The organism is Streptomyces sp. NPDC017246, assembly GCF_044331325.1.
In the GTDB taxonomy this organism is placed as follows: domain Bacteria; phylum Actinomycetota; class Actinomycetes; order Streptomycetales; family Streptomycetaceae; genus Streptomyces.
Window position 1 is genome coordinate 88,592 of sequence record NZ_JBIRMW010000002.1, and the last position, 20,683, is coordinate 109,274.

The 20,683-nt window shown below is 71.7% G+C and carries 19 protein-coding genes, 1 tRNA gene and 1 other RNA gene; 14 read left to right on the top strand and 7 right to left on the bottom strand.

What is annotated here, in order from left to right:
• Positions 1-33: 33 nt before the first annotated feature.
• On the bottom strand, positions 34-2,160 hold the full coding sequence (locus tag ACH4MY_RS05100; protein WP_397997707.1) for a DNA polymerase III subunit gamma and tau: 2,127 nt from the start codon (positions 2,158-2,160) through the stop codon (positions 34-36).
• Positions 2,161-2,419: 259 nt separating this feature from the next.
• Positions 2,420-2,518: signal recognition particle sRNA small type (ffs, locus tag ACH4MY_RS05105), an RNA gene on the bottom strand.
• A 117-nt stretch (positions 2,519-2,635) separates the two neighbouring features.
• Here ffs and ACH4MY_RS05110 point away from each other — a divergent pair.
• Positions 2,636-2,723 (top strand) — tRNA-Ser (locus ACH4MY_RS05110).
• A gap of 82 nt (positions 2,724-2,805) precedes the next feature.
• Here ACH4MY_RS05110 and ACH4MY_RS05115 read toward each other — a convergent pair.
• Positions 2,806-3,465, bottom strand: a complete 660-nt coding sequence (locus ACH4MY_RS05115; RefSeq protein WP_397997710.1) for a TetR/AcrR family transcriptional regulator — start codon at positions 3,463-3,465, stop codon at positions 2,806-2,808.
• Between the two features lie 131 nt (positions 3,466-3,596).
• Here ACH4MY_RS05115 and ACH4MY_RS05120 point away from each other — a divergent pair, with 131 nt between their 5' ends.
• Positions 3,597-3,986, top strand: coding sequence for a VOC family protein (locus tag ACH4MY_RS05120; protein WP_397997712.1), 390 nt, complete (start codon positions 3,597-3,599; stop codon positions 3,984-3,986).
• A 121-nt stretch (positions 3,987-4,107) separates the two neighbouring features.
• Here ACH4MY_RS05120 and ACH4MY_RS05125 read toward each other — a convergent pair whose 3' ends face one another.
• A complete protein-coding gene (locus tag ACH4MY_RS05125; RefSeq protein WP_397997715.1) occupies positions 4,108-4,692 on the bottom strand; it encodes a hypothetical protein in 585 nt (194 codons plus the stop codon).
• A gap of 273 nt (positions 4,693-4,965) precedes the next feature.
• Here ACH4MY_RS05125 and ACH4MY_RS05130 point away from each other — a divergent pair, with 273 nt between their 5' ends.
• The 6 genes from ACH4MY_RS05130 to ACH4MY_RS05155 all read left to right on the top strand — a co-directional run bounded on the left by ACH4MY_RS05130 (position 4,966) and on the right by ACH4MY_RS05155 (position 10,782).
• Positions 4,966-5,283, top strand: coding sequence for a hypothetical protein (locus tag ACH4MY_RS05130; RefSeq protein ID WP_397997718.1), 318 nt, complete (start codon positions 4,966-4,968; stop codon positions 5,281-5,283).
• A 56-nt stretch (positions 5,284-5,339) separates the two neighbouring features.
• On the top strand, positions 5,340-6,014 hold the full coding sequence (locus ACH4MY_RS05135; RefSeq protein WP_397997721.1) for an ABC transporter ATP-binding protein: 675 nt from the start codon (positions 5,340-5,342) through the stop codon (positions 6,012-6,014).
• Positions 6,011-8,263: an FtsX-like permease family protein gene (locus ACH4MY_RS05140; RefSeq protein ID WP_397997724.1), complete on the top strand. Its 2,253-nt coding sequence runs from the start codon at positions 6,011-6,013 to the stop codon at positions 8,261-8,263. Before ACH4MY_RS05135 ends, ACH4MY_RS05140 begins: the two co-directional genes overlap by 4 nt.
• Before the next feature lie 82 nt (positions 8,264-8,345).
• On the top strand, positions 8,346-8,555 hold the full coding sequence (locus ACH4MY_RS05145) for a DUF4287 domain-containing protein (RefSeq protein ID WP_397997727.1): 210 nt from the start codon (positions 8,346-8,348) through the stop codon (positions 8,553-8,555).
• 183 nt (positions 8,556-8,738) lie between these two features.
• Complete coding sequence (locus ACH4MY_RS05150) at positions 8,739-9,566, top strand: alpha/beta fold hydrolase (protein WP_397997730.1); 828 nt, start codon at positions 8,739-8,741, stop codon at positions 9,564-9,566.
• Between the two features lie 151 nt (positions 9,567-9,717).
• Positions 9,718-10,782, top strand: coding sequence for an aldo/keto reductase (locus ACH4MY_RS05155; protein ID WP_397997733.1), 1,065 nt, complete (start codon positions 9,718-9,720; stop codon positions 10,780-10,782).
• Positions 10,783-10,827: 45 nt separating this feature from the next.
• Here the strand turns inward: ACH4MY_RS05155 and ACH4MY_RS05160 are convergent, their stop codons facing one another.
• On the bottom strand, positions 10,828-11,679 hold the full coding sequence (locus ACH4MY_RS05160; RefSeq protein ID WP_397997736.1) for a helix-turn-helix transcriptional regulator: 852 nt from the start codon (positions 11,677-11,679) through the stop codon (positions 10,828-10,830).
• 157 nt (positions 11,680-11,836) lie between these two features.
• Here ACH4MY_RS05160 and ACH4MY_RS05165 point away from each other — a divergent pair, with 157 nt between their 5' ends.
• Together ACH4MY_RS05165 and ACH4MY_RS05170 are read left to right on the top strand one after the other, a co-directional pair.
• Positions 11,837-12,727, top strand: coding sequence for an alpha/beta fold hydrolase (locus ACH4MY_RS05165; protein WP_397997739.1), 891 nt, complete (start codon positions 11,837-11,839; stop codon positions 12,725-12,727).
• Between the two features lie 80 nt (positions 12,728-12,807).
• Entirely contained in the window at positions 12,808-14,064 is a 1,257-nt protein-coding gene (locus ACH4MY_RS05170; protein ID WP_397997742.1) for a winged helix DNA-binding domain-containing protein, read from the top strand.
• Here ACH4MY_RS05170 and ACH4MY_RS05175 read toward each other — a convergent pair.
• The gene (locus ACH4MY_RS05175) at positions 14,053-14,682 is read right to left on the bottom strand and encodes a MarC family protein (protein WP_397997745.1); all 630 of its coding nucleotides are present in this window, start codon (positions 14,680-14,682) and stop codon (positions 14,053-14,055) included. The two genes, ACH4MY_RS05170 and ACH4MY_RS05175, sit on opposite strands and share 12 nt — an antisense overlap.
• Positions 14,683-14,846: 164 nt before the next feature.
• On the opposite strand from ACH4MY_RS05175, the gene ACH4MY_RS05180 reads away from it, so the two are divergent.
• From ACH4MY_RS05180 to ACH4MY_RS05190, 3 genes are all read left to right on the top strand, one after another.
• A complete protein-coding gene (locus ACH4MY_RS05180) occupies positions 14,847-15,263 on the top strand; it encodes a YciI family protein (RefSeq protein WP_397997748.1) in 417 nt (138 codons plus the stop codon).
• 241 nt (positions 15,264-15,504) lie between these two features.
• On the top strand, positions 15,505-17,652 hold the full coding sequence (locus ACH4MY_RS05185) for a TerD family protein (RefSeq protein WP_397997751.1): 2,148 nt from the start codon (positions 15,505-15,507) through the stop codon (positions 17,650-17,652).
• Positions 17,653-17,781: 129 nt separating this feature from the next.
• Positions 17,782-18,324 (top strand): GNAT family N-acetyltransferase, encoded by a 543-nt coding sequence (locus tag ACH4MY_RS05190; protein ID WP_397997755.1) that lies wholly within the window; start codon positions 17,782-17,784, stop codon positions 18,322-18,324.
• Positions 18,325-18,374: 50 nt separating this feature from the next.
• On the opposite strand, the gene ACH4MY_RS05195 is transcribed toward ACH4MY_RS05190, so the two are convergent.
• Complete coding sequence (locus ACH4MY_RS05195; protein ID WP_397997758.1) at positions 18,375-19,811, bottom strand: DHA2 family efflux MFS transporter permease subunit; 1,437 nt, start codon at positions 19,809-19,811, stop codon at positions 18,375-18,377.
• A gap of 64 nt (positions 19,812-19,875) precedes the next feature.
• Here ACH4MY_RS05195 and ACH4MY_RS05200 point away from each other — a divergent pair, with 64 nt between their 5' ends.
• A complete protein-coding gene (locus ACH4MY_RS05200; RefSeq protein WP_397997760.1) occupies positions 19,876-20,604 on the top strand; it encodes a TetR/AcrR family transcriptional regulator in 729 nt (242 codons plus the stop codon).
• Positions 20,605-20,683 lie beyond the last annotated feature (79 nt).

The following is a 20,683-nucleotide window of genomic DNA, read 5'->3' on the forward strand; positions in this document are numbered from 1 at the left end:
TGCCCCTTGTGCGGGCCACTGAACGAGACGCCCCTACTCGTTCGTGTATTCCTCCACAACCGTGGCTCCGAGCTCGCGCACGATCAGGTCGTGCCCGGAGAGGGCGGAGTCGACGAGGTCCGGATCGTCCTCCTCCGGCACGTCGTCCTCGGGCGCCACGGGCTGCGGCGCGGGCGGCGTGTACGCGGGCGCGGGGGCCTGCGCCGGAGCGGACGCCTGCGGGAAGGAGGGCGCGGGAGCGGCCTGCGACTGCTGCTGCGCGGGAGCGGGCGGGGCCTGCTGGAAGGCCGGGGCGGGTGCCTGCGGACGGCCGCCGAAGCCTCCGGTCCCGCCCGATCCGCCGAAGCCGGTGGCGGCCGGCGGGGGCGAGGCGCCGCCCGACGGGTCGATGATCGCCTCGATCTTCCAGTTCACGTTGAACTGTTCGGCGAGGGCCTGCTTCAGCACGTCCTCGCTGCCGCTGCTCGCGAAGTTGTCACGCGCCCCGGCGTTGAGGAAGCCGAGCTGGAGGGTCGTGCCGTCGAAGCCCGCGACCTGCGCGTTCTGGCTGAGCAGAATCCAGGTGAAACGGCGCCGGTTCTTCACGGCGTCGAGGATCTGCGGCCAGAGGTTCCGTACCTGGGCCGTGTCGCCGCCTCCTCCGCCCGTGGCCGCCGGAGCGGGGGCAGGTGCCTGCGGGGCCGCCTGAGGCTGCACGGGAGCGGGAGCGGCCGGAGCCGGGGCGGACGCGCCGGGCCAGGCGCCGGGCGTCCCGCCGCCCGGGGTGGCGGCACCCGGCCAGGCACCGGGCCGGGGCCCGGCGGGAGCCTGCGCGGGCTGCTGCTCCTGCACGGGGGCGGGGGCGGGGGCATGGACGGGCGCAGGGGCGGCCTGCGGCGGGGCCTGTACGGGGGCCGGGGCGGGCGGGGGCGGGGCCATCGGGGTGTGGGCCTCGGGACCGGGGACGTACCCCATCGCCGGCGCGGGAGGTCCGGGCGTGAAGACGGGCGCGGGCGCGGCGGCCGCCCCGCGCTCCAGCCGGTCGAGACGCGCCTGGAGCGAACGCTCGTCGTCGAAGGCGGCGGGCAGCAGCACGCGCGCGCAGATCAGCTCCAGCTGGAGCCGGGGCGAGGTGGCGCCGCGCATCTCAGTGAGTCCGGTGTTGACGAGATCGGCGGCCCTGCTGAGCTCGGCGGCACCGAACACCGACGCCTGGGCCTGCATGCGCTCGATCACATCGACGGGGGCGTCGATCAGCCCCTTCTCCGCTGCGTCCGGCACGGCGGCCAGGATCACCAGGTCGCGCAGGCGCTCAAGGAGGTCGGCGACGAACCTGCGGGGGTCGTTGCCGCCCTCGATGACCCGGTCGACGACCTCGAAGGCGGCGGCGCCGTCCCCGGCCGCGAAGGCCTCGACGACCGAGTCGAGCAGCGAGCCGTCCGTGTAGCCGAGCAGGGACGTGGCCATGCTGTACGTCACACCGTCGTCGGCGGCGCCGGCCAGGAGCTGGTCCATGACGGACATCGAGTCACGCACGGAACCGGCGCCGGCCCGCACGACGAGCGGCAGCACCCCGTCCTCGACGGGGGTGCCCTCGCGCCCGCAGACCTCGCCCAGGTACTCCCGCAGGGTGCCGGGGGGCACGAGCCGGAAGGGGTAGTGATGGGTCCGCGAACGGATCGTCCCGATGACCTTCTCGGGCTCGGTCGTGGCGAAGATGAACTTCAGATGCTCCGGCGGCTCCTCGACCACCTTCAGGAGGGCGTTGAAGCCCGCCGAGGTGACCATGTGGGCCTCGTCGATGATGTAGATCTTGTACCGGCTGGCGGCGGGCCCGAAGAAGGCCTTCTCCCGCAGGTCACGTGCGTCGTCCACACCACCGTGCGAGGCGGCGTCGATCTCGATGACGTCGATCGACCCCGGCCCGTTCCGCGCGAGGTCACGGCAGGACTGGCACTCCCCGCAGGGCGTCGGCGTCGGCCCCTGCTCACAGTTCAGACACCGCGCCAGAATCCGCGCACTGGTCGTCTTGCCGCACCCGCGCGGCCCGCTGAACAGGTACGCGTGATTGACCCGGTTGTTCCGCAGGGCCTGCTGCAACGGGTCGGTGACATGCTCCTGCCCGATGACCTCGGCGAAGGACTCGGGACGATAGCGGCGGTAGAGCGCGAGAGACGACACATGTACGAGGTTATAGGCGCCCACCGACAACCCGGGAAAAATCACCGGTGGGGTGGCGGGCGCTGGGCGCGGGGCCACGGGGCCACGGGACCACGGGGCCACGGGGCCACGGGGCCACGGGGCCACGGGGCCACGGGGCCACGGGGCCACGGGGCCACGGGGCCACGGGGCCACGGGGCCACGGGAAAGGATCTCCCGCTCCAGGCTCCCTCGTACTCCGTCGCGCTCCGTCGTACTCCCTCGTACTCCCTCGTACGGGAACGCAAGCGCCCCCCACGCACCTGCCAGAGCCGACCTACCCTTGCTGCCTTCCGGCCCTGGGGGAGTTCAGTCAGATAGCACCGCGTGAGGGGCTCCGCCCAGAGTACCCGATCCCAGCGCCCCCACGGCCCCGCTCCCCCTCCCGGACCCCTCCGCCGACCCCCGCCGGGATCAAGTTCGCGAGCACCCTCCTCGGTCATGTAATGTTCCGACCGGAGGATTCGCCTAGTGGCCTAGGGCGCACGCTTGGAAAGCGTGTTGGGGGCAACCCCTCACGAGTTCGAATCTCGTATCCTCCGCCATTGCTCTCACCGGGCAATACGTTGAAGGGCCCCGCTGCTTGCAGCGGGGCCCTTCGGCGTTGTCCGGCGTCGGCGCGGGCGATCAGGCCTCGGTGTCGACTTCGAGATCGGCTGCGAGATGAGCTGCGAAGCCGGCTTCGAGGAGATCGAAGGCGTACGCGGCTTCCGGGGCGACCGTGGCCGCGATGCGGTCGTTGGGCTCCCCGGCGAGGGTGAGCTCCTGGATGCGCCGGAACAGCAGGCGGTGAGTGGCCCCGAGGAGCGCCGCGGCCGCCCGGGGGGCGATGGCCGGCGAGTCGGCGGGAGCCGATTCCGCAAGCGCCGCGGCGAGGGCCTCCTCGCGCCGGTCGTGCAGTTCGCGCAGCCGGGTGGTCAGGGTGGGGCTTTCGGCGGCCATGCGGGCGAACTCCGGACCGGCGAAGCCGGCGACGGGGTCGCACCGCTCGACCGCGGCGGCGAACTCACGGCGCAGCGCGGCGAGCGGCGACTCACCGGCGGCCCGGCCGGCGACCGCGCGGGCCAGCGTCGCGGTGAACTCCTCGTGGTGGTCGAGGGCCAGGTCCTCCTTCCGCGGGAAGTAGTTGGTGACGGTCTTCTTGGCGACGCGGGCCGCCGTGGCGATCTCGGCGATGGTCGTCTGCTCGAAGCCCTGCTCGATGAAGAGGCGGGTGGCGTGGTCGGAGATCAGCTGCCTGGTCTCCTGCTTCTTGGACTCGCGAAGTCCCATGCTCTCGGTACCCATGGGCGAATATTACCCCCGGCGTAAAAATATCCTTGACGCATCCGTCTGGGCCTCCGTAAAGTTACGCCCGTTATAAAAATCGCCCCGTAGAAGTTACCGTCACCGAACCGCCGAACCGCTGAGGAGCCGCCGTGAACGTCTCTGCCTCCACCCTCTCCCTCACCGTCGCCGACGTGGACGCCTCCCGGGAGTTCCTCACCACCCACCTCGGCTACCAGGTGGCCATGGCCGCCGACGGCTTCGCCTCGCTCACCCGCGAGGACGCGGCCGTCGACGTCGTACTGCTCGGCCGGGGCACCGAGGTCCTCCCGCCCGAGCAGCGCGACCAGCAGGCCACCGGCCTGATCCTGGCGCTGACCGTCACCGACCTCGCGGCGGAGGAAGCCCGCCTGCGGGCCGCGGGCGCACCGATCACGATGCCGCTGCGCGAAGAGCCCTGGGGCGAGCGCCTGTTCCAGCTGACCGACCCCAACGGAGTCGTCGTCCAGCTCGTCGAATGGGTCACGCCGAGCACTTCCTGACGTCGGCGGGCAGTGACAGCGGCGGCAGCAGCAGCCGCGGCAGTTGTGACGGAAACCCCGGAGGGCCGGACCGCATGTGCGGTCCGGCCCTCCGGGGTCTACTGCGTTCCCTGTCGCTCGACTACACGGGGCAGGGTCGGTACTCGAGGCTGAGTTCACGGTCGACGGCGTAGCTGGTCCGCATCGACGCGTCGATCACCTGCTGCCAGGACCCGTACTTGACGTACAGCTGGTCGGCGGTGGGGCCGAGCGGGTTGCCGTACTTGGCGATGTTCCGCTGCTCCAGGATCCGCACCTCCTCCGGGGTCATACCGGCACGGGTGATCTCCTTGGCCTGGTTGCGCATGTCGACCATCTCCCGGGCGATCTCCTCGTCCGTCGCACCCGCCTCACGCATGGCGGCCTCCGTGCGACGCATGTCCTCCAGGAGCCCGTGGTACCGCATCCGGGTCCGCTGCGCCTCGACCTTCTCGTCCATCGGCAGGACGCGGATCCGACAGACGACCGGGTCGGCGCTGGGACAGGGATCGTCGGCGGACACGGGCCGGGCGAGCGGAGCCGTGATGACCGAACCACAGGCCTCCACGGCACCGGCCACGGAGGAACCGGCCGTACCGAGCAGAGCGACGGCTGCGACGAACGGCACGAGGGCGCGGCCGAGCAGCGAAGAGGAACGAGCGAAGGGCCGGGGAGGGGAAGAGCGCATGCGGACATCGTTGGCGACACTGCCACCCCCCTTCGCATAGGCGCACCGATGATCACCCCTCAGGGGGCCCGTTCACCGGATCGGGGGGTGATGGGAGGGAGGGACGTTACTGCGGTCACCGGTGTGTAGTGATGCCGATACTTTCTGTGATGACCAGTCGGCTCGACCAAACAGGGGTTATCGATGAGGAAGTTGGCTACGGCGGTGGTGGCCGCGGGACTGTTCTTCGGGGGGATGGGGGTGGCGATGGCGGACTCGACACACAAATTGATCATGAGGACGCCAGGCGTTGCGTTCATCGGTACGTACCAGTGGCAGCCCACGACCAAGGTGCCCAGCGGCCTTCACGTGAAGGGCCAGCTGCGCGACGAGAGCAAGAACGACGGCCACAACGTCTACCTCCGCACCAAGGTCGAGGGGTACCAGTGGGGCCACCTCAAGGGTGTCCAGAAGAAGCACATCAAGGTCGACAAGGTCTTCTACGACGGTGCCGTCCTGAAGACCAAGGAAGTGTGGATGCACGCGTGCATCGATCGCGGCTCCTTGCGGCCTGACTACTGCTCACCGGAGCGGCTGTTCTCGCGGAACTAGTCATCGGTCTGGGAGCCGCCGACGTGCGGCTCCCCACTCCCAAGGAGCGCACCACGATGGACATCGTCCTCCGCGCCGATGGCGTGGATCTCTTCTACGGCACCGAGCAGGCCGTAAGCAGCGCAGATTTCACGCTCAAGCGCGGCGAGGTGGCCGCCATCATGGGCAGTAGCGGGTCGGGGAAGTCGTCGCTGCTGTACTGCCTCGCGGGGGTTCTGCCGCCGAGCAACGGCACCGTGACCTTCGACGGCGTACAGCTCTCGACCCTCCCCGACGGGGAGCTGAGCGCCCTGCGTCGCACCCGCCTCGGGTTCGTCTTCCAGTACGGGGAGCTGCTGCCCGAACTGACCGTGGAGGAGAACGCGGCGCTCCCCCTCCGGCTCGCCGGGATCAGCAAGCCCCATGCCCACGCAATGGCCGGCCAGGTGCTGAGTCGGCTCGGGATGGGCGATCTGTTGCGGCGCAGGACATCGAAGTTGTCGGGTGGCCAGAGTCAGCGCGTTGCGGTGGCCCGGGCTCTGGTCCACCGGCCTGACGTGGTCTTCGCCGACGAGCCGACCGGGGCGCTCGACAGCGCCAACGCGGCTGCCGTGTTGGAGGAGTTCCTCCGGCTGGCACGCAGGCAGAAGACGGCCGTCGTCATCGTCACGCACGACGCGGACGTGGCCGCGAGAGCCGATACGCAGTACACGATGACAGATGGGGCCTTGGCCCAGCGGGTGGCGGTGTGAACGCGTTCGTCCTCGGCTTGCGCCTGCTGTGGGGCAGCGGGCGTCGGGGACGCGTGCGCTTTCTGTTGATGGCACTCGGCTCGGCACTCGGGGTGGCGTGCCTTGCCGCCGTCCTGACGATTCCCTCGATCCTCACCGCCCACGACAGCCGCACAGCTGCCCGCGAACCACGCCCAGGCACAAGCCCCTTCCTCTTCCAAGAGTTTCGAGATCCACACGGATCACAACCGCTCCATCGAGTTTTCGTAGCGCGTACGACGCCGGGGTCCGCTCCCGTACCCCCGGGAATCGACAACCTTCCCAGCGCCGGCGAGGCCATCGTTTCACCGAAGCTCGCTGAGATCCTGGCCTCCAATCCGAGAGCAGCCGGTCTCGTACCCGGCCGCGTGATCGGCACGATCGCTCCCCAGGGGCTGGGGGACAGGAACGATCTGTACGCCTACATCGGCACCACTCCGGCCGAGCTGACCGAGCCAGTAGAACTTGGCAGCTTCGGGACCGGCCGGTCGTGGCGGCAGATCGTCGACCCCTCGACTCTCAACATTCTGCGTTTCACCCTCGGGTGCATCGTTCTGCTCCCCCTCGTCATCTTCCTCTCCGTCTGCGCACGGCTCTCCGGGGAGTCACGCGCCCGTCGGCTCGCCGCTCTCCGGCTCGTCGGGCTCAGCGTGAAGGACACGCTGCGGGTGAACGCCGGGGAAGGCGTTGTCGCCGCTGCGGTCGGGGCCGTACTCGGGATCGTGGGGTACCTCGCGATCAACGAGGTCATGGCTCGGGTCGGGCTGCCTGGGCTGCACTGGTATCCCGCCGACGGCAGGCCTTCGGGCCAGACTCTCTCCGTGTGTCTGCTGGGGTGCCCGGCGCTCGCGTGGGTGGTGGGGCAGTTCAGTGCACGGCGAGCCGCGCTGTCGCCGATCAGTGTGCGGCGGACCGGGGAGCGTACGCCCCCGAGGAAGTTCGGGATGCTGCTGCTGATTCCCGGGCTCGGGGTCATCGTCGGCTACTGCGTGCTCAGTGTGATGGGGCGGGACCCCTCCGGGGGATCCGCCAGTTCACTGCTGGTGCCCGGTGCCGTGTTGTTGACCGGTGCCGGACTCGTCTTCGGGCTGGCGCCCATCACGGCATGGCTCGCACGGCGGCTCGCCAGGATGGCCACGTCGCTGCCGATGGCCCTGGCGATGCGGCGTACGGAGGTCGACCCCGGGTCCTCGCTGAGGGTGGTGACCGGGCTCGTGCTGTTGGTGTTCGGCGCCTCGCTGACTCAGGGCGTGCTCATCGAGCTGGACCAGGTCAGCCGGCGGTCGGCGCCCCTGCAGGAGTACAAGATCAGCCTGAACCAGCTTGCTCCGGCGCAGAGGAAGGCACTGGCCGAGGTGCCGGGTGTACGGACGCAGGTGGTTTCGTACAGCTCCTGGGATCCGTTGGACGGCAGCGACGTGCCACGCGCCGACCTTGTGGTCGCCACCTGTGCGCAGCTCCACGCCTACACGGAGCGGTCCACAGGCTGTGTGGACGGCAGGATCATGCAGCTGCGTGACGACCGCACGAACTTCGAGTACGACCCGAAAGCGGGAGAGCGCTACCCCTTCGCATTGGAGGACGGCCGGAAGGTCGTGTTCACCGTGCCCCGGGAACAGATCGACGTACGCCCCTGGGACGTCTCCGTCTTCGGCTCCGGCTTCCTGCTCGTCCCCCCGGCACTCGTCCCGTCCCCCCTCGCCGATGCGAACGGAACCCTCACCCTCGTCAGCGACGCCGACCCCGCCACCATCCGTTCCGTCCTCGACGGCATCGGGGCCGTCGCCCCCACCTCTTCCGTCGAGCCCGTCGGGATCGTCATCGACTCGCTCGCTCAGCTCACCGTCATCCGGAGTCTGCTCGTCGTCGGGATGGTGCTCGGGCTGGTCATCGGGGTGGCCGCGTTCGTCGTGTCCGTGGCCGATCGGGCCATGGAGCGGCGGGGGCAGGTGACCGCGCTCGCGCTTCTGGGGGCTCGGGCCGGGACTCTGCGGGTGGTGCAGGTCGTGCAGGTGTTGTTGCCTCTCGTGGTGGGGCTGGGTGCGGCGATCGTCGCCGGGTGGCTCGCCGAGTCCAGCTATCTGATCACCGGGGGCGGCGCGGTGCACTGGGACTGGGACGGGTTGCCGCTGTTGTTCGCCTGTGCGCTCGGCGTGCTGCTCGTGGCGGCGCTCGCCTCCGTGCCCATGGTGCGGCGCCATATCGATCCGGAGCACATTCGGCGGGATTGATCTTGCGGATACCGATGAGTTCTCGGTGAGGTGGGGGTCGTACCAGCAGTTGCCCACGTACCCCGAAGCCCAGGAGATCGCCGTGACCGAGAACGTCGTCAAGGGACCCGCCAGCTACTTCCCCTCCATCGAGAAGAAGTACGGGCGGCCGATCTCCGAGTGGCAGGAGCTCATCCGTTCCTCGCCGCTCACCAAGCACATGGAGCTGGTCTCCTGGCTGAAGGCCGAGCACGGGCTGGGCCACGGGCACGCGAACGCGCTCGTGGCCCACACCCTTGCCGAGGGGAAGTAGCTCCGCGCTCACGCCACGCGTTCGTCGGTCGGTCGTGCGGGCGTTCGCCCTCGCCGTCAGCGCCGCCGCCGCCGTGGCCGAGCCGGCCGCCAGGGCCCGTCCGCCACGGTGGCTTCGAGACGGTCCGGGAACCTCGGCCCGCTGTCGCCGAACGGTCCTCAACCCGTGGGGGATCATGGGGGAATGACATCTTTCTCCTGGTCGGAGCGGGTCGTGATACGCGGCGGAGTGCGGCTGGCATGTCGTGACTGGGGCGGCTCCGGGCCCGATGTCCTCCTGCTCCACGGGCTCGCCGGGCACGCCGGCGAATGGGACGACACGGCGCGGCTGCTGCGGGACTCCGGCCACCGGGTCGTCGCCCTCGACCAGCGCGGACACAGCGGCAGCGAACGGCACCCCGGGGACGTCTCCCGGGCCGCGTACGTCGCCGACGCCGTCGCCGTCGCCGACGAACTCGGTCTCGAACGGCCCGTGCTGGTCGGGCAGTCGCTCGGCGGCAGCACCGCCCTCCTCACCGCCGCCGCCCACCCCGGGCTGCCGCGTGCTCTCGTCGTCGTGGAGGCCGGGCCCGATGGGGCGAACCCCGCCGTCCAGGAGCAGATCGGAAGCTGGCTGCGGGCCTGGCCGGTGCCGTTCCCGTCGCGGAAGGCGGCCGCCGCGTACCTGGGCGGCGGCAAGGACCCCGTAGGGGAGGGCTGGGCGCGTGGGCTCGAAGCGCGTGCCGACGGGTTCTGGCCGCGCTTCGACCCCGAGGTCATGGTGCGGTCCCTCGCCGAGAACGCCACCCGCGCCTTCTGGGACGAGTGGGCCGCCCTCTCCTGCCCCGCCCTCGCGGTCCTCGGGCAGGGCGAGCAGGGCGGGATCATCAGCGGCGAGGAGTACGCGGAGATGGTCCGGCTGCGGGCGGGGCTGCACGGCGCAAGCGTGCCCGGCACCGGTCACGACGTGCACCTGGAGCGGCCCGGGACCCTGCACCGGCTGATCGTCGGCTTTCTCCGGGACATCTCCTAGCGGGTGTCCGGGGACGCCTCGGGGGCGCTCCCACGGAGGTTGGCTCGTGGGTTGCCCGCTAGGGGTGTTCGCTAGGGGTGTTCGCAGGCGCCCCCTGCGGTCTCCGGTCTTCCCTTGCCTTGGAGTGCACTCCAGTTCCTAGAGTGCGCGCATGCGCTATCGGGTACTCGGCGGGACCGGGTTCGAAGTCAGTACGTACTGCCTCGGCACGATGATGTTCGGCGCCGTCGGCAATCGGGACCACGAGGAGTCCGTACGGATCATCCACGCCGCTCTCGACCGGGGCGTCAACTTCGTGGACACCGCCGACATGTACTCGGCCGGCGAGTCCGAGGAGATCGTCGGCAAGGCACTGCGCGACTCCCGCCGGCGGGACGAGACCGTGCTCGCCACCAAGGTGTACTTCCCCTTCGGCGGCGAGGGCCCCAACCGGGGCGGCCTCTCCCGGCGTTGGATCACCCGGGCCGTCGAGAACAGCCTCAAGCGGCTCGGTACCGACCGGATCGACCTCTACCAGGTCCACCGGCCCGACCACCGCACGGACATCGAGGAGACCCTCGACGTCCTCGGCGACCTCGTGTCGCAGGGGAAGATCCGGGCGTTCGGCTGCTCCACCTTCCCCGCCGAGGAGATCGTCGAGGCCCACGCCGTCGCCGAGCGGCGCGGACTGCGCCGCTTCCGCTCCGAACAGCCGCCGTACTCACTGCTCGCCCGGGGCGTGGAGACGTCCGTCCTGCCCGTCGCGCAGCGGTACGGCATGGGCGTACTGACCTGGGCCCCGCTCGCCTCCGGGTTCCTCACCGGCAAGTACCGCAAGGGGCGGCCCATCGACCTCACCAGCGGACGGCCCGCCCTCACCCCGCACCGCTTCGACCCGGCCCTCCCCGGCAACGCCGCCAAGCTCGACGCCGTGGAGCAGTTCGTCGCGCTCGCCGACGAGATCGGGTGCTCGCTGCCCGAGCTCGCGATCGCCTTCGCCGCCGCGCACCCGGCGGTGACCTCCGTCATCATCGGGCCCCGGACGAGGGACCAGCTGGAAGGGCTGCTGAAGGGTGCGCCCGTGGTCCTCACGGACGAGGTCCTCGACCGGATCGACGCGATCGTGCCGCCGGGGACGAATCTCTACCGGGCGGACGGCGTCTGGCAGCCGCCCGCCCTCACCGAACCGGCGCTCCGGCGAAGGCCGTTGGAGGAACGGGCCGCCTCGGTCGGCTGACCCGACTGAGGGGCGGGGCTCCGGTGCACACCGCCCACCGCCCCCTCAGGACGTCGGTGCGAACTGCTCCCCGCCCACCACCCGCAGCAGGGCCAGCCGCTCCCCCGTGTCCGTGCCCGGGGGCGGGGTGAACAGGACCAGCCGCTGCTCGCCCTCCGGGGCGAGCAGCACCTGGCAGTCCAGGTCCACCGGGCCGATCACCGGGTGCGCGACCCGCATCCGGTTGTGCCGGCGGACCGCGACCTCGTGCCGGTCCCACAGTTCCGCGAACTCCTCGCTCGCCCCGCGCAGCCGCTCGACCAGCCGGGTCGCGGCCGGGTCGCCGGAGCGCCGCCCGAACGCCGCGCGCAGGTCGGCGACATGGAGCCGGCTGTAGTACGCGTGCTCCTCCGCGGGGTAGGCCGTGCGGGCGTCCGGGTCGGCGAACCAGCGCCACACCACGTTCCGGCCGTGCTCCGAGACCGTGCACACCCCGCCCAGCAGCACCCGGGCCATCGTGTTCTGCGCGAGGACATCGCCGAGGTCGCTCAGGACCTGCGCGGGGGTCGTCTCCAGCTGGTCGAGGAGGTGGAGCAGGCCGGGTGAGACATGGTCGCCGGCCACGGGGCCCGCCGGCGGGCGATGGCCCGCCAGGAGGTGGAGGTGGTCCCGCCCGTCGGTGTCGAGCCGCAGCGCACGGGCGAGCGCGGCGAGCATCTGCGGGGAGGGCTGCGGGCCGCGGGCCTGCTCCAGGCGGATGTAGTAGTCGGCGGACATGCCGGCGAGCTGGGCGACCTCCTCGCGGCGCAGTCCGGGCGTACGGCGCCGGGGGCCGGCCGTGAGGCCCGCGTCCTGCGGGCGTACCCGGTCGCGGGAGCGGCGCAGGAAGTCGGCGAGTTCACGGCGGTCGATCGTCATACGGTCATCCTGCCGGAGGTCCGGCAGCTCCTCCAGGCCGTATCCAGGGACTGCCGATCCCAGGGTCGGAAGGGCTCTCCCACGTGTTCCCGGTGGGCGGCAGAGTCCTCGGTGTCGGCCCACGACACCCCACCCACCAGCACCGGGAGCAGAGATCATGGCCACCGTCACCGTCGGCACCGCCCGCGTCCGCTACGACGTCGAGGGCTCGGGCTCCGGGCCCGCCCTCCTCCTCGTCCACGGCACCGGGTCCGGTGGCGCCGTCGTCAACTGGGGACAGACAGCGCCTCGCTTCACCTCCGGCCGTACGGTCGTCACGCTCGACCTGTCCGGCGCCGACCGGACCGTCGACGACGGCGGTCCGCTGACCGTCGACGCGCTCGCCGACCAGGTGATCGCGGTGATCGAGGACGCGGGCACCGGCCCCGTCGACCTGCTCGGCTTCTCCATGGGTTCCCCGGTCTCGGCGGCCGTCGCCGCCCGCCGCCCCGACCTGGTCGCCCGTCTGATCCTGGTCGCGGGGTGGGCGTACACCGACGGCGACGAGTACCTGCGGAACCTGTTCACGCTGTGGCAGCGGCTCGGGGAGTTCGACCCGGCGGGCTTCGGGCGGAGCGTGACGATGACCGGGTTCAGCCGGGGCTTCCTCAACACGATCGGCCGCGAGGGCGTCGAGGCGCTCATCCCGAACATGCCGCCCACCCCCGGCACACTGCGGCACGTGGCGCTCGACCTGGAGGTCGACATCCGCGCACTGCTGCCCCGGATCACGGCGAGGACGCTGGTCGTGGGGTGCGCGCAGGACGTCACCGTCCCGGTGGAGAACAGCCGGGAGCTGCACGCGGCGATCGGCGGCAGCACGTACGTGGAGATCGACGCCGGGCATGTCGTCTTCTTCGAGAAGGAGGACGAGTTCGTGACGGCGGTGACGGACTTTCTCGGCTCGGACTCCGTCCGGTCGGACGTTCTCGGCCCGGACTCCCTCCGGTCGGACCTTCTCGGCCCGGACTCCCTCCGGTCGGACGTCCTCGTGTCCGTGCCCGCCTGAGGCCATGCTTGGCCGCATGAGTGTGAGACGACGAGGACGCACGGGTGCGCGACGAGGACGTACGGGTGGGGCGAGGTCGCGTGGCTGAGACCAGGACGATCGGCGGCGCCGAGCGCAGGGCCCGGCTCGGGGTGCGGCACCTGCTGGCCGGGGGCGCCCGGGCCGGGTCGGCGGAGGAGGTCGCGGACCGGCTCGTGGCGCTGCACGGGACGGATCCGGCGAGCGTGTTCCTCGCGGTGGCGGCGCGGCTGTCCGGGACGGCCGGGCCCGTCGGAACGGCGGGGAACGCCGGAGCGACCGGGGGCGCCGGGCCCGTCGGGGAGGTCGAGCGGGCGCTGTACGAGGACCGGTCGCTGGTGCGGATGCACGGGATGCGGCACACGGTCTTCGTCTTCCCGGCCGGCCTCGCCCCCGCCGTCCAGGCCTCGACGACCGCCCCGGCCGCCGCCCGCGAACGCGCCGGGCTCCTGCGGCACCTGGAAGCCGGCAGCGCCCTCGACGCGGCATGGCTGGCGGAGACCGAACGGCTCGTCCTCGCCGAGCTGGCCGTACGGGGCGAGGCGACCGGAACCGAACTCGGCGATGCCGTACCGGCTTTGAGATCCACCTATGTGTACGGGAAGGGCACCCGTCAGGAAGGGGTGCAGTCCGTCGCGAGCCGGGTGCTGCGGGTGCTGGGCATGGAGGGGCGGATCGTACGGGGCCGGCCGCAGGGGTCGTGGACGTCGAGCCGCTTCCGCTGGGCGCCCGCCGCACCCCATCCCGCGCTCGACCCGGCCGAGGCGCGGGCGGAGCTGATCCGTCGGTGGCTCGGGGCCTGCGGGCCGGCGACCGAGGCGGATCTGAAGTGGTGGACGGGGTGGAAGGTCACGGAGGTGCGCGGGGCGCTCACCGCACTGGGAGCGGTGCCGGTGACCCTCGACGAGGGGACGGGTTTCGTCCTGCCGGACGACCTCGAACCCGTACCGCCGGAGGGCACGGAGCCGGAGCCCTGGGCGGCCCTGCTGCCCGCGCTCGATCCGACGCCGATGGGCTGGCAGGGGCGTGACTGGTATCTGGACCCGGAGCACCGGGCGGCGCTGTACGACCGCAGCGGGAACATCGGTCCGACGGTGTGGTGGAACGGCCGGATCGTCGGCGGCTGGGCGCAGCGCCCGGACGGCGAGATCGTCCACCGGCTCCTGACGGACGTCGGCGCGGAGGCCGGGCGGGCGATCGGCGCGGAGGCGGAGCGGCTGGCGGGCTGGGTGGGGGACGTACGGGTGACGCCCCGGTTCCGCACGCCGCTGGAGCGCGAGCTCGGTGCCGGCTCGGGTCCCGGCGGCTCAGTGACGTAGGTACACGCCCGGAACGCCCAGGTCGGCGAGGCCGTCCAGGACCAGGTCGACGCCGACGGCGGCGAGCAGCAGGCCCAGGAGTCGGCCGAGGAGTTCGATCGTGGCGTGGTGGGTCCGGCGCAGGATCGGGGCGAGGAGCAGGACGCAGACCAGGTCGAGCGCGATGACGGCCACGTACGCGCCGACGACGGTGGAACGCCAGCTGTACGAGTCGCGGGCGGCCGCCTCGATGAGGACGGCGGTCACGGCGAGCGGGCTCACGACATACGGCATGAGCAGCTCACGCACCCCGCTGACCAGGTCGGGGGCGTCCTCCTGCCCGGTGTCGGAGCCGAGGTGGAGACCGAGGACGAGACCGACGGCGTAGATGAAGAAGATGACGCCGCCGGCGAGCTGGAGCGCGGGGGTGCTGATGTGGAAGACGTCGAGCAGCCACGGGGCGGTGCTGCCGATGACCAGGCCGACGAGGACGGCCGCGCCCGAGGAGATGAGGGCGATCGTCCGCAGCTGGCGCACGGGATGGACCTGCGCCAGGCCCGCGAAGGCGAGGAGGTCCTTCGGGGGGCCGACGACGGAGAAGAAGGTGATGAAGGCGGCGGAGAAGCTGAAGGCGTTCACACCGGAATCATGGTGCGGTCGGGTGATTTCTCCCGTTTTTCGAGTCGCTGCCCGCGCGGTGTCGAGAACCGGCGTGCGGCTCCGACTGTTCTGCGAGAGGCGGTGGACCCGCGGAGAGAACCGAAGGGGAGCCGCCGAGACCCGCGGAGAGCGAGGAGGACGTCATGAAGTACCTGGTGATGGTGGAGGGCTCGCAGGCCGACTACGAGGCCATGGTGGGCCGGCCGACCGACGACAGCCCCGCCTGGACCAAGGCGGACATCCAGACGATGTTCGATCACATGAACGCCATCAACAAGGAGCTGACGGCGAACGGCGAGATGCTCGACGCCCAGGGCCTCGGCACCCCGTCCACGACCCGCTTCGTGACGGTCGACGGCGACGGCAGGCCGGTCGTCACGGACGGCCCCTACGCGGAGACGAAGGAGGTCATCGCCGGCTACTGGCTCCTCGACTGCGCCTCCCTGGAGCGCGTGACGGACATCGCCGCCCAGGTGGCCCGCTGCCCGCAGCCGGCCGGCGCCCCGTCCTACCCGGTGGTCATCCGCCCGGTCGACGAGGTCGGCCCGCGCCAGGACTGACGGCTACGGCGCGGGGCGCGCGCCCGCCCGGCCACACGGCTACGGACCGGCCTCCGGAACTCGACCCCATGGCCCGCACAGGCTCCGCGCGGTGGGCATGCCGAATGCTCACCGCGCGGAGCTGTCGGACAACCGCTCCACACCGTTCGTCCAGGTTTCACATTCCCTCCCCACCCTCCCTTTACGGACGCTACGGTTCCCCTGAGGCGTACATCACATCGCGAGGGGTCCGGGGGGACTTATGCAGGAGATGTCCAAGGGAGCCAACATCGGGCTGGCCGCTCTCAGCGACGACACTGGATCAGTCGTCGTCGGTCTGAGTTGGAGCAGCGCTTCCGGCGACGGCGACGCGGACGTCTCGGTGCTACTGGTCGGCGGTGACGGCAAGGTCCGCAGCGAAGCGGACTTCTACTTCTACAATCATCCGGCTGCCGAGGACGGCAGCGTGCAGCTCCTGGGAAAGGTCCCGACGGAGAACGGCAGCGAGGACCGGATCAGCCTGGATCTCACGGCCATCCCTTCGGACGTCGCCACGGTCGTCGTGGCTGCCAGCCAGTACGGCGGTGCCTGCTTCGGCGATCTAGACGACCTGCGCATGACCGTCACGGACCGCTCGGGCGAGGCTCTTCTCGGCTTCTCCATCCCTGACGCCACGATCGAGACGGCCTTCATCTTCGGCGAGCTCTACCGGCGGAACGGCGAGTGGAAGTTCCGAGCCGTGGGGCAGGGATACGAAACCGGTCTCGCCGGTCTCGCCACCGACTTCGGCATCGCTGTCGACGAGGGTGACGACGAGGAACCCGAGGGCACGGAAGCCGCTGTGATCCAGGGCGGCGGCAGGGAGGACGGCGTCGGGGAGGACACCGCCGAGGCCCGCGCCTCCAAAGAAGTCGGCCGCCCGGGGGAGGGTTCTCTCGGCACGGCGGCGACCGGCCCGTCGGCCACACCTGCCGTCCGGATCCCCGAGCAGACGACCGCCTCCGCGCATCTCGCGGTCGACGTCCCTGCCCCACACGGCGAGACGCCCCCACCCGCACGGCGCCGCGGGACACGGACAGCCAAGAAGAAGGTCACGCTCCCGAAGGCCGCGAAGAAGTCCCTGGCGGAGAACGACTCCTGGAAGTCCGCCCGGCTCTTCCCCGTGCCCTCCTACAAGAGCGACCGGGAACGCGAAGCGCGAGCGACTTCGGTCCTGCTCTCCGTCATGGCGGAGGTTCCGGAGTTCGGTCGCCGCCTCACCGCCGGGTTCGGGGCTCCCGCCGGACGGATGCAGACCTTCACCGAGGTCTCGCTCCCACACGGCGACAGCCCGAAGCGCCCGGACGGGGTCATCCGGACAGAGCGGGCCGGCAAGCTCTGGACGGCGCTCGTGGAGACCAAGACCAACGGCAACCCGTTGAAGGCGGAGCAGGTCCAGAACTACATGGACATCGCCGCGAGGCGGGGGTACGAAGCCGTCATCACCCTGTCCAACGACGTGGCCCTGGAGGGCAGTCCGCTCGTCGAGGTCAAGACGGACGGGAGGCGCAAGCACAAGGTCTCGCTCTGGCACCTCTCGTGGGCAGAGGTCGCCCACCAGGCGCAGATGCTGATCCGGCACGAGGGCGTGGGCAACGCCGCGCACGCCTGGCTCCTGCAGGAGTTGCTCCACTACCTCCAGCACGAGAACTCCGGCTGTCAGGGCTTCCAGAACATGGGGCCGTCCTGGGTGCCCGTACGCAACGGAATCGACAGCGAGACCCTGTGTCAGGGCGATCCCCGCGCGGTGGAAGTCGTGGAAAGCTGGGAGCGCCTGATCCGTCAGGTCTGTCTGCGCCTGGGCGGCGAGCTCGGGCAGAAGGCCCTGCCGGTGCAGCGGGCCAAGCGCGGCTCCGACCCGAAGTCCCGGCGCACAGAGCTGGCCGACCGACTGTGCGAGGAGGGGAAGCTCTCCGCCGAGCTGCGTGTCGACGGCGCGCAGAGCATCCTGTCCATCACCGCCGACCTGCGGACCGGGAAGATTCGTACGTCGATCGACCTCCCCGCCCCGGACGGCTCCTATCCCTTGTCCGTCGTGAAGCGGCTCCTGCGCGTACTCGACGACGCACCCGCCGACCTGCACGTGGAAACCCTGATCGAGGGCCGGAGCGGCCCCCGCGGCACTCTGGAGCGGCTCCGCCCCGAGCCCGGAGACCTGTTGCCCAAGGATGCCGCGACCATCACCGGATTCCGGCTGTCCCTCTTCAAGGGCATGGGCAGCAGCCGAGGCAGCACGGAGTCCGGCTTCATTCGCAGCATCGACGAAGCCGTCGACCGCTTCTACGGCTCCGTCGTCACGCACCTGGGCCAGTTCGAGCAGCGACGGACCCCTCGCGGACGGCCCGTCGCCGACTCTGCCGGCGCCCAGTGAACGCGCCGTCCTGACCGGACGCAGAGCGCGGCCTGGACCGCGCCGAGGCCGAACGCCGCCGCACGGCTCCGTTCCACGGGGAGTCGTGCCCGGCGTGGGCTGTCAGTGTCGGGTGGGAGGATCCCGTGCGTGGACAACGGAGCCGTCGAACTGCGGCAGATCAGCTCTCCGGACGGCGTCTCCCCGGAGCTCCGGCAAGAGCTCGTCGACTGCTGGATCGAGGTGACCAACGCCGGTGGGGCGGCCGGATTCCCCTTCCCGCCCATCGGCGCGAGCATGGCCGCCCCCGCGCTCGACGGCCTCGTCGCGGGCCTCGATCCCGCGACGAGCCGCCTCGTGATCGCTTCGGTCGACGGCGGCCTCGCCGGGTGGCTGAACGTCCGCCGCGATCCCTTCGCGCTCGTCGCCCACTGGGGGACGGTCCACCATGTCCAGACCCGGACAGGACTGCGGGGCCGCGGCATCGGGGCCGCTCTCATGCGTCACGTACGGGAGATCGCCCGCGACGGGATGGGGCTGGAACAGCTCCGTCTGGCCGCCCGCGGCGGCGTCGGCCTGGAGACCTTCTACGGCCGTCTCGGCTGGCGGGAGATCGGCCGCTGGCCCGACGCCCTGCGGCTGGCCCCCGGGGACGATCGCGACGAGATCTTGATGGTGTTGACACCGCTCTGACCTCGGCTTCATCGGCTCGTGCGGCCCGTGCGATCGGTCGGGGGCGGGGCTCAGTGCGCCCCGTGCGGGCCGCCCGTCAGGTGGGGGCGGCCCCGGGGGATCAGGAAGGGGGACGCCAGGGCCGCGGCCGCCGCGGTGAGGGTGCAGAAGGTGTAGGCGGTCGTGAGGCCGGCCGGGGTGGGGGCCGTGGCCGTGAGGGCGAGGGTGGAGACGATCGCCACGCCGATGGAGCCGCCCAGCTCGTGGAAGGTGTTCACGATGCCGGAGGCCAGGCCCGCCTCGTGCGGGCCGATCAGGCCCAGGGCCGTCGTCGTCGCGGTGACGAAGACCGCGCCGAGACCGAACGCCGCCGTCGCGAGGGACGGGAGGAGGGTGGTCCAGGGGCCGGACTCGGGGCTGAGGAGCATCAACGGCAGGCAGCCCAGGGCCGCGACCGCCAGACCGCCCGTCGCGCAGACGCGCGGGCCGGCCGTGGTCACCAGGCGGGAGCCCAGATGGGCGCCGATCGCCGTGGTGAGGGCCACCGGGAGGAAGAGGAGTCCGGTGCGGAGGGCGTCCAGGCCGTGGACGTGCTGGAGCCGCATCGATCCCAGGAAGAAGAACGAGATCAGCAGCGCCGTCGCGACCAGCATCAGGAGTGAGCCCGCGACGACCGGTCGCCGGGTGAGCATCCGCGGGTCCATCAGGGGGGTGCGGGCCTTCCGTTCGGCGGCCGCGAAGGCTCCGTAGAGTGCGAGGGCGCCGAGGAGGGGGACGAGGGTCGCCGGCGACGTCCAGCCGGAGTCGCCCGCCCGGACCAGGCCGTAGACGAGTGCGCCCGTCGCCGTCGTGACGAGGAGGGCGCCCGGGATGTCCAGGCCGGACGCTCCGCGCTTCGCCGTCGCCGTCCTCGGTACGAACCTCGGGAGGGTTACCAGGACCGCCAGGCCCACGGGGACGTTCACGTAGAAGATCCACGGCCACCCGGGGCCCGCGGTGAGGGCGCCGCCGAGCAGGACGCCCACCGCCGAGCCCGTGCCGCCGACGGCCGCCCAGGCGCCGAGCGCCTTGGTCCTCTCGGGGCCGTGGAACACCGTGGTGACCAGGGCGAGTGCCGCCGGGGAGAGGAGCGCGGCGCCGATGCCCTGGGCGATGCGGCCGCCGAGCAGGACGCCGGCGTTCGGTGCGAGGCCGCAGGCCAGGGACGCGGCGGTGAAGAGGGCCAGTCCGGTGAGGAGGACGCGCCGGGCGCCGAGGGCGTCGGCGAGGCGTCCGCCGAGGAGCATCAGGCCGCCGAAGCAGAGGGTGTACGCGGTGACGACCCAGGTCAGGGTGGTGCGTCCGAGGCCGAGGTCGGCGGCGAGCGCGGGCAGGGCGACGTTCACGACCGTCACGTCGAGGACCAGCATGAACTGGGCCGCGCAGATCAGCGCGAGGGCCTTCCAGCGGCGCGGGTCGGGGGCCGGGTGGGCAGGGGAGGGGGAGGGTACGGCGGTGTGGGTGGACATAACTGAACTGTACGGCACAGTACAGTTGAACTCAAGAGTACAGTTCCGTTGCTAGGGTGAGGCCATGGACGCCCAGCCCGGCCGGCCGGCCACGCCCGCCCAGCCCGCCTCGCCCGCCAAGCCCGCCCCCACCGGCGCCCGCGCCGCCCGCAAGCGGCAGGCCGTCGTACGGGCCGCCCGCGATCTCTTCCTCCGCGAGGGCTTCGGCGTCGGCATGGACGCCATCGCCGCCGAGGCCGGCGTCTCCAAGGTGACCGTCTACAACCACTTCGGCAGCAAGGAAGCCCTCTTCACCGCCGTCGTCGCGGGCGTCCTCGACGAGCCCCTGGCCGAGGGAGGACAGGGCGAGGGCCCCGAACTCGCGCGGCTCGTCGAGGCCGACGGGCCCGACGCCCTCAAGGCCGCCCTCACCGAGGCGGGCCGCGCCTGGGGCCGGGCCGTGCGCACCGACGCCGAGGGCCGCGCCCTGCGCACCCTGGTCGCCACCGAACTCCACCGCTTCCCCGAGCTGGGCCGCGCCTGGCGCGCGCACGGCCCGGCCGGCCACCACCCCGCCGTCGCGGAGGCCCTGAGGACCCTCGCGGACCGGGGCCTTCTCGACGTCCCCGACCTGGAGGTGGCCGTCCTCCAGCTCTACTCGCTGCTCGTCTTCCCGCAGATGGTGTTCGAGCAGTACGGGACCGAGCCGGGCGAGGAGCTGAGCGAGCGGCTCGTCGTCGACGGGGTGGAGATGTTCCTCCGCCGTTACACCCCCGCCCCCGCCCCCACCCCGGACCCCGAGCCCGGGTCCTAGTCCGAGCCCGAGCCCTGGCCCGAGGCTGAGCCCGAGCCCTGGCCCGAGGCCGAGTCCGCTCCCTGGCCCGAGGCCGAGT

Excerpts from the sequence above, each read along its gene's own strand:
- ACH4MY_RS05115 (WP_397997710.1), bottom strand. The coding sequence starts at position 3,465 with ATGGGTACCGAGAGCATGGGACTTCGCGAGTCCAAGAAGCAGGAGACC.
- ACH4MY_RS05125 (WP_397997715.1), bottom strand. The coding sequence starts at position 4,692 with ATGCGCTCTTCCCCTCCCCGGCCCTTCGCTCGTTCCTCTTCGCTGCTC.
- ACH4MY_RS05130 (WP_397997718.1), top strand. The coding sequence starts at position 4,966 with ATGAGGACGCCAGGCGTTGCGTTCATCGGTACGTACCAGTGGCAGCCC.
- ACH4MY_RS05135 (WP_397997721.1), top strand. The coding sequence starts at position 5,340 with ATGGACATCGTCCTCCGCGCCGATGGCGTGGATCTCTTCTACGGCACC.
- ACH4MY_RS05150 (WP_397997730.1), top strand. The coding sequence starts at position 8,739 with ATGACATCTTTCTCCTGGTCGGAGCGGGTCGTGATACGCGGCGGAGTG.
- ACH4MY_RS05155 (WP_397997733.1), top strand. The coding sequence starts at position 9,718 with ATGCGCTATCGGGTACTCGGCGGGACCGGGTTCGAAGTCAGTACGTAC.
- ACH4MY_RS05160 (WP_397997736.1), bottom strand. The coding sequence starts at position 11,679 with ATGACGATCGACCGCCGTGAACTCGCCGACTTCCTGCGCCGCTCCCGC.
- ACH4MY_RS05165 (WP_397997739.1), top strand. The coding sequence starts at position 11,837 with ATGGCCACCGTCACCGTCGGCACCGCCCGCGTCCGCTACGACGTCGAG.
- ACH4MY_RS05180 (WP_397997748.1), top strand. The coding sequence starts at position 14,847 with ATGAAGTACCTGGTGATGGTGGAGGGCTCGCAGGCCGACTACGAGGCC.
- ACH4MY_RS05185 (WP_397997751.1), top strand. The coding sequence starts at position 15,505 with ATGCAGGAGATGTCCAAGGGAGCCAACATCGGGCTGGCCGCTCTCAGC.
- ACH4MY_RS05195 (WP_397997758.1), bottom strand. The coding sequence starts at position 19,811 with ATGTCCACCCACACCGCCGTACCCTCCCCCTCCCCTGCCCACCCGGCC.
- ACH4MY_RS05200 (WP_397997760.1), top strand. The coding sequence starts at position 19,876 with ATGGACGCCCAGCCCGGCCGGCCGGCCACGCCCGCCCAGCCCGCCTCG.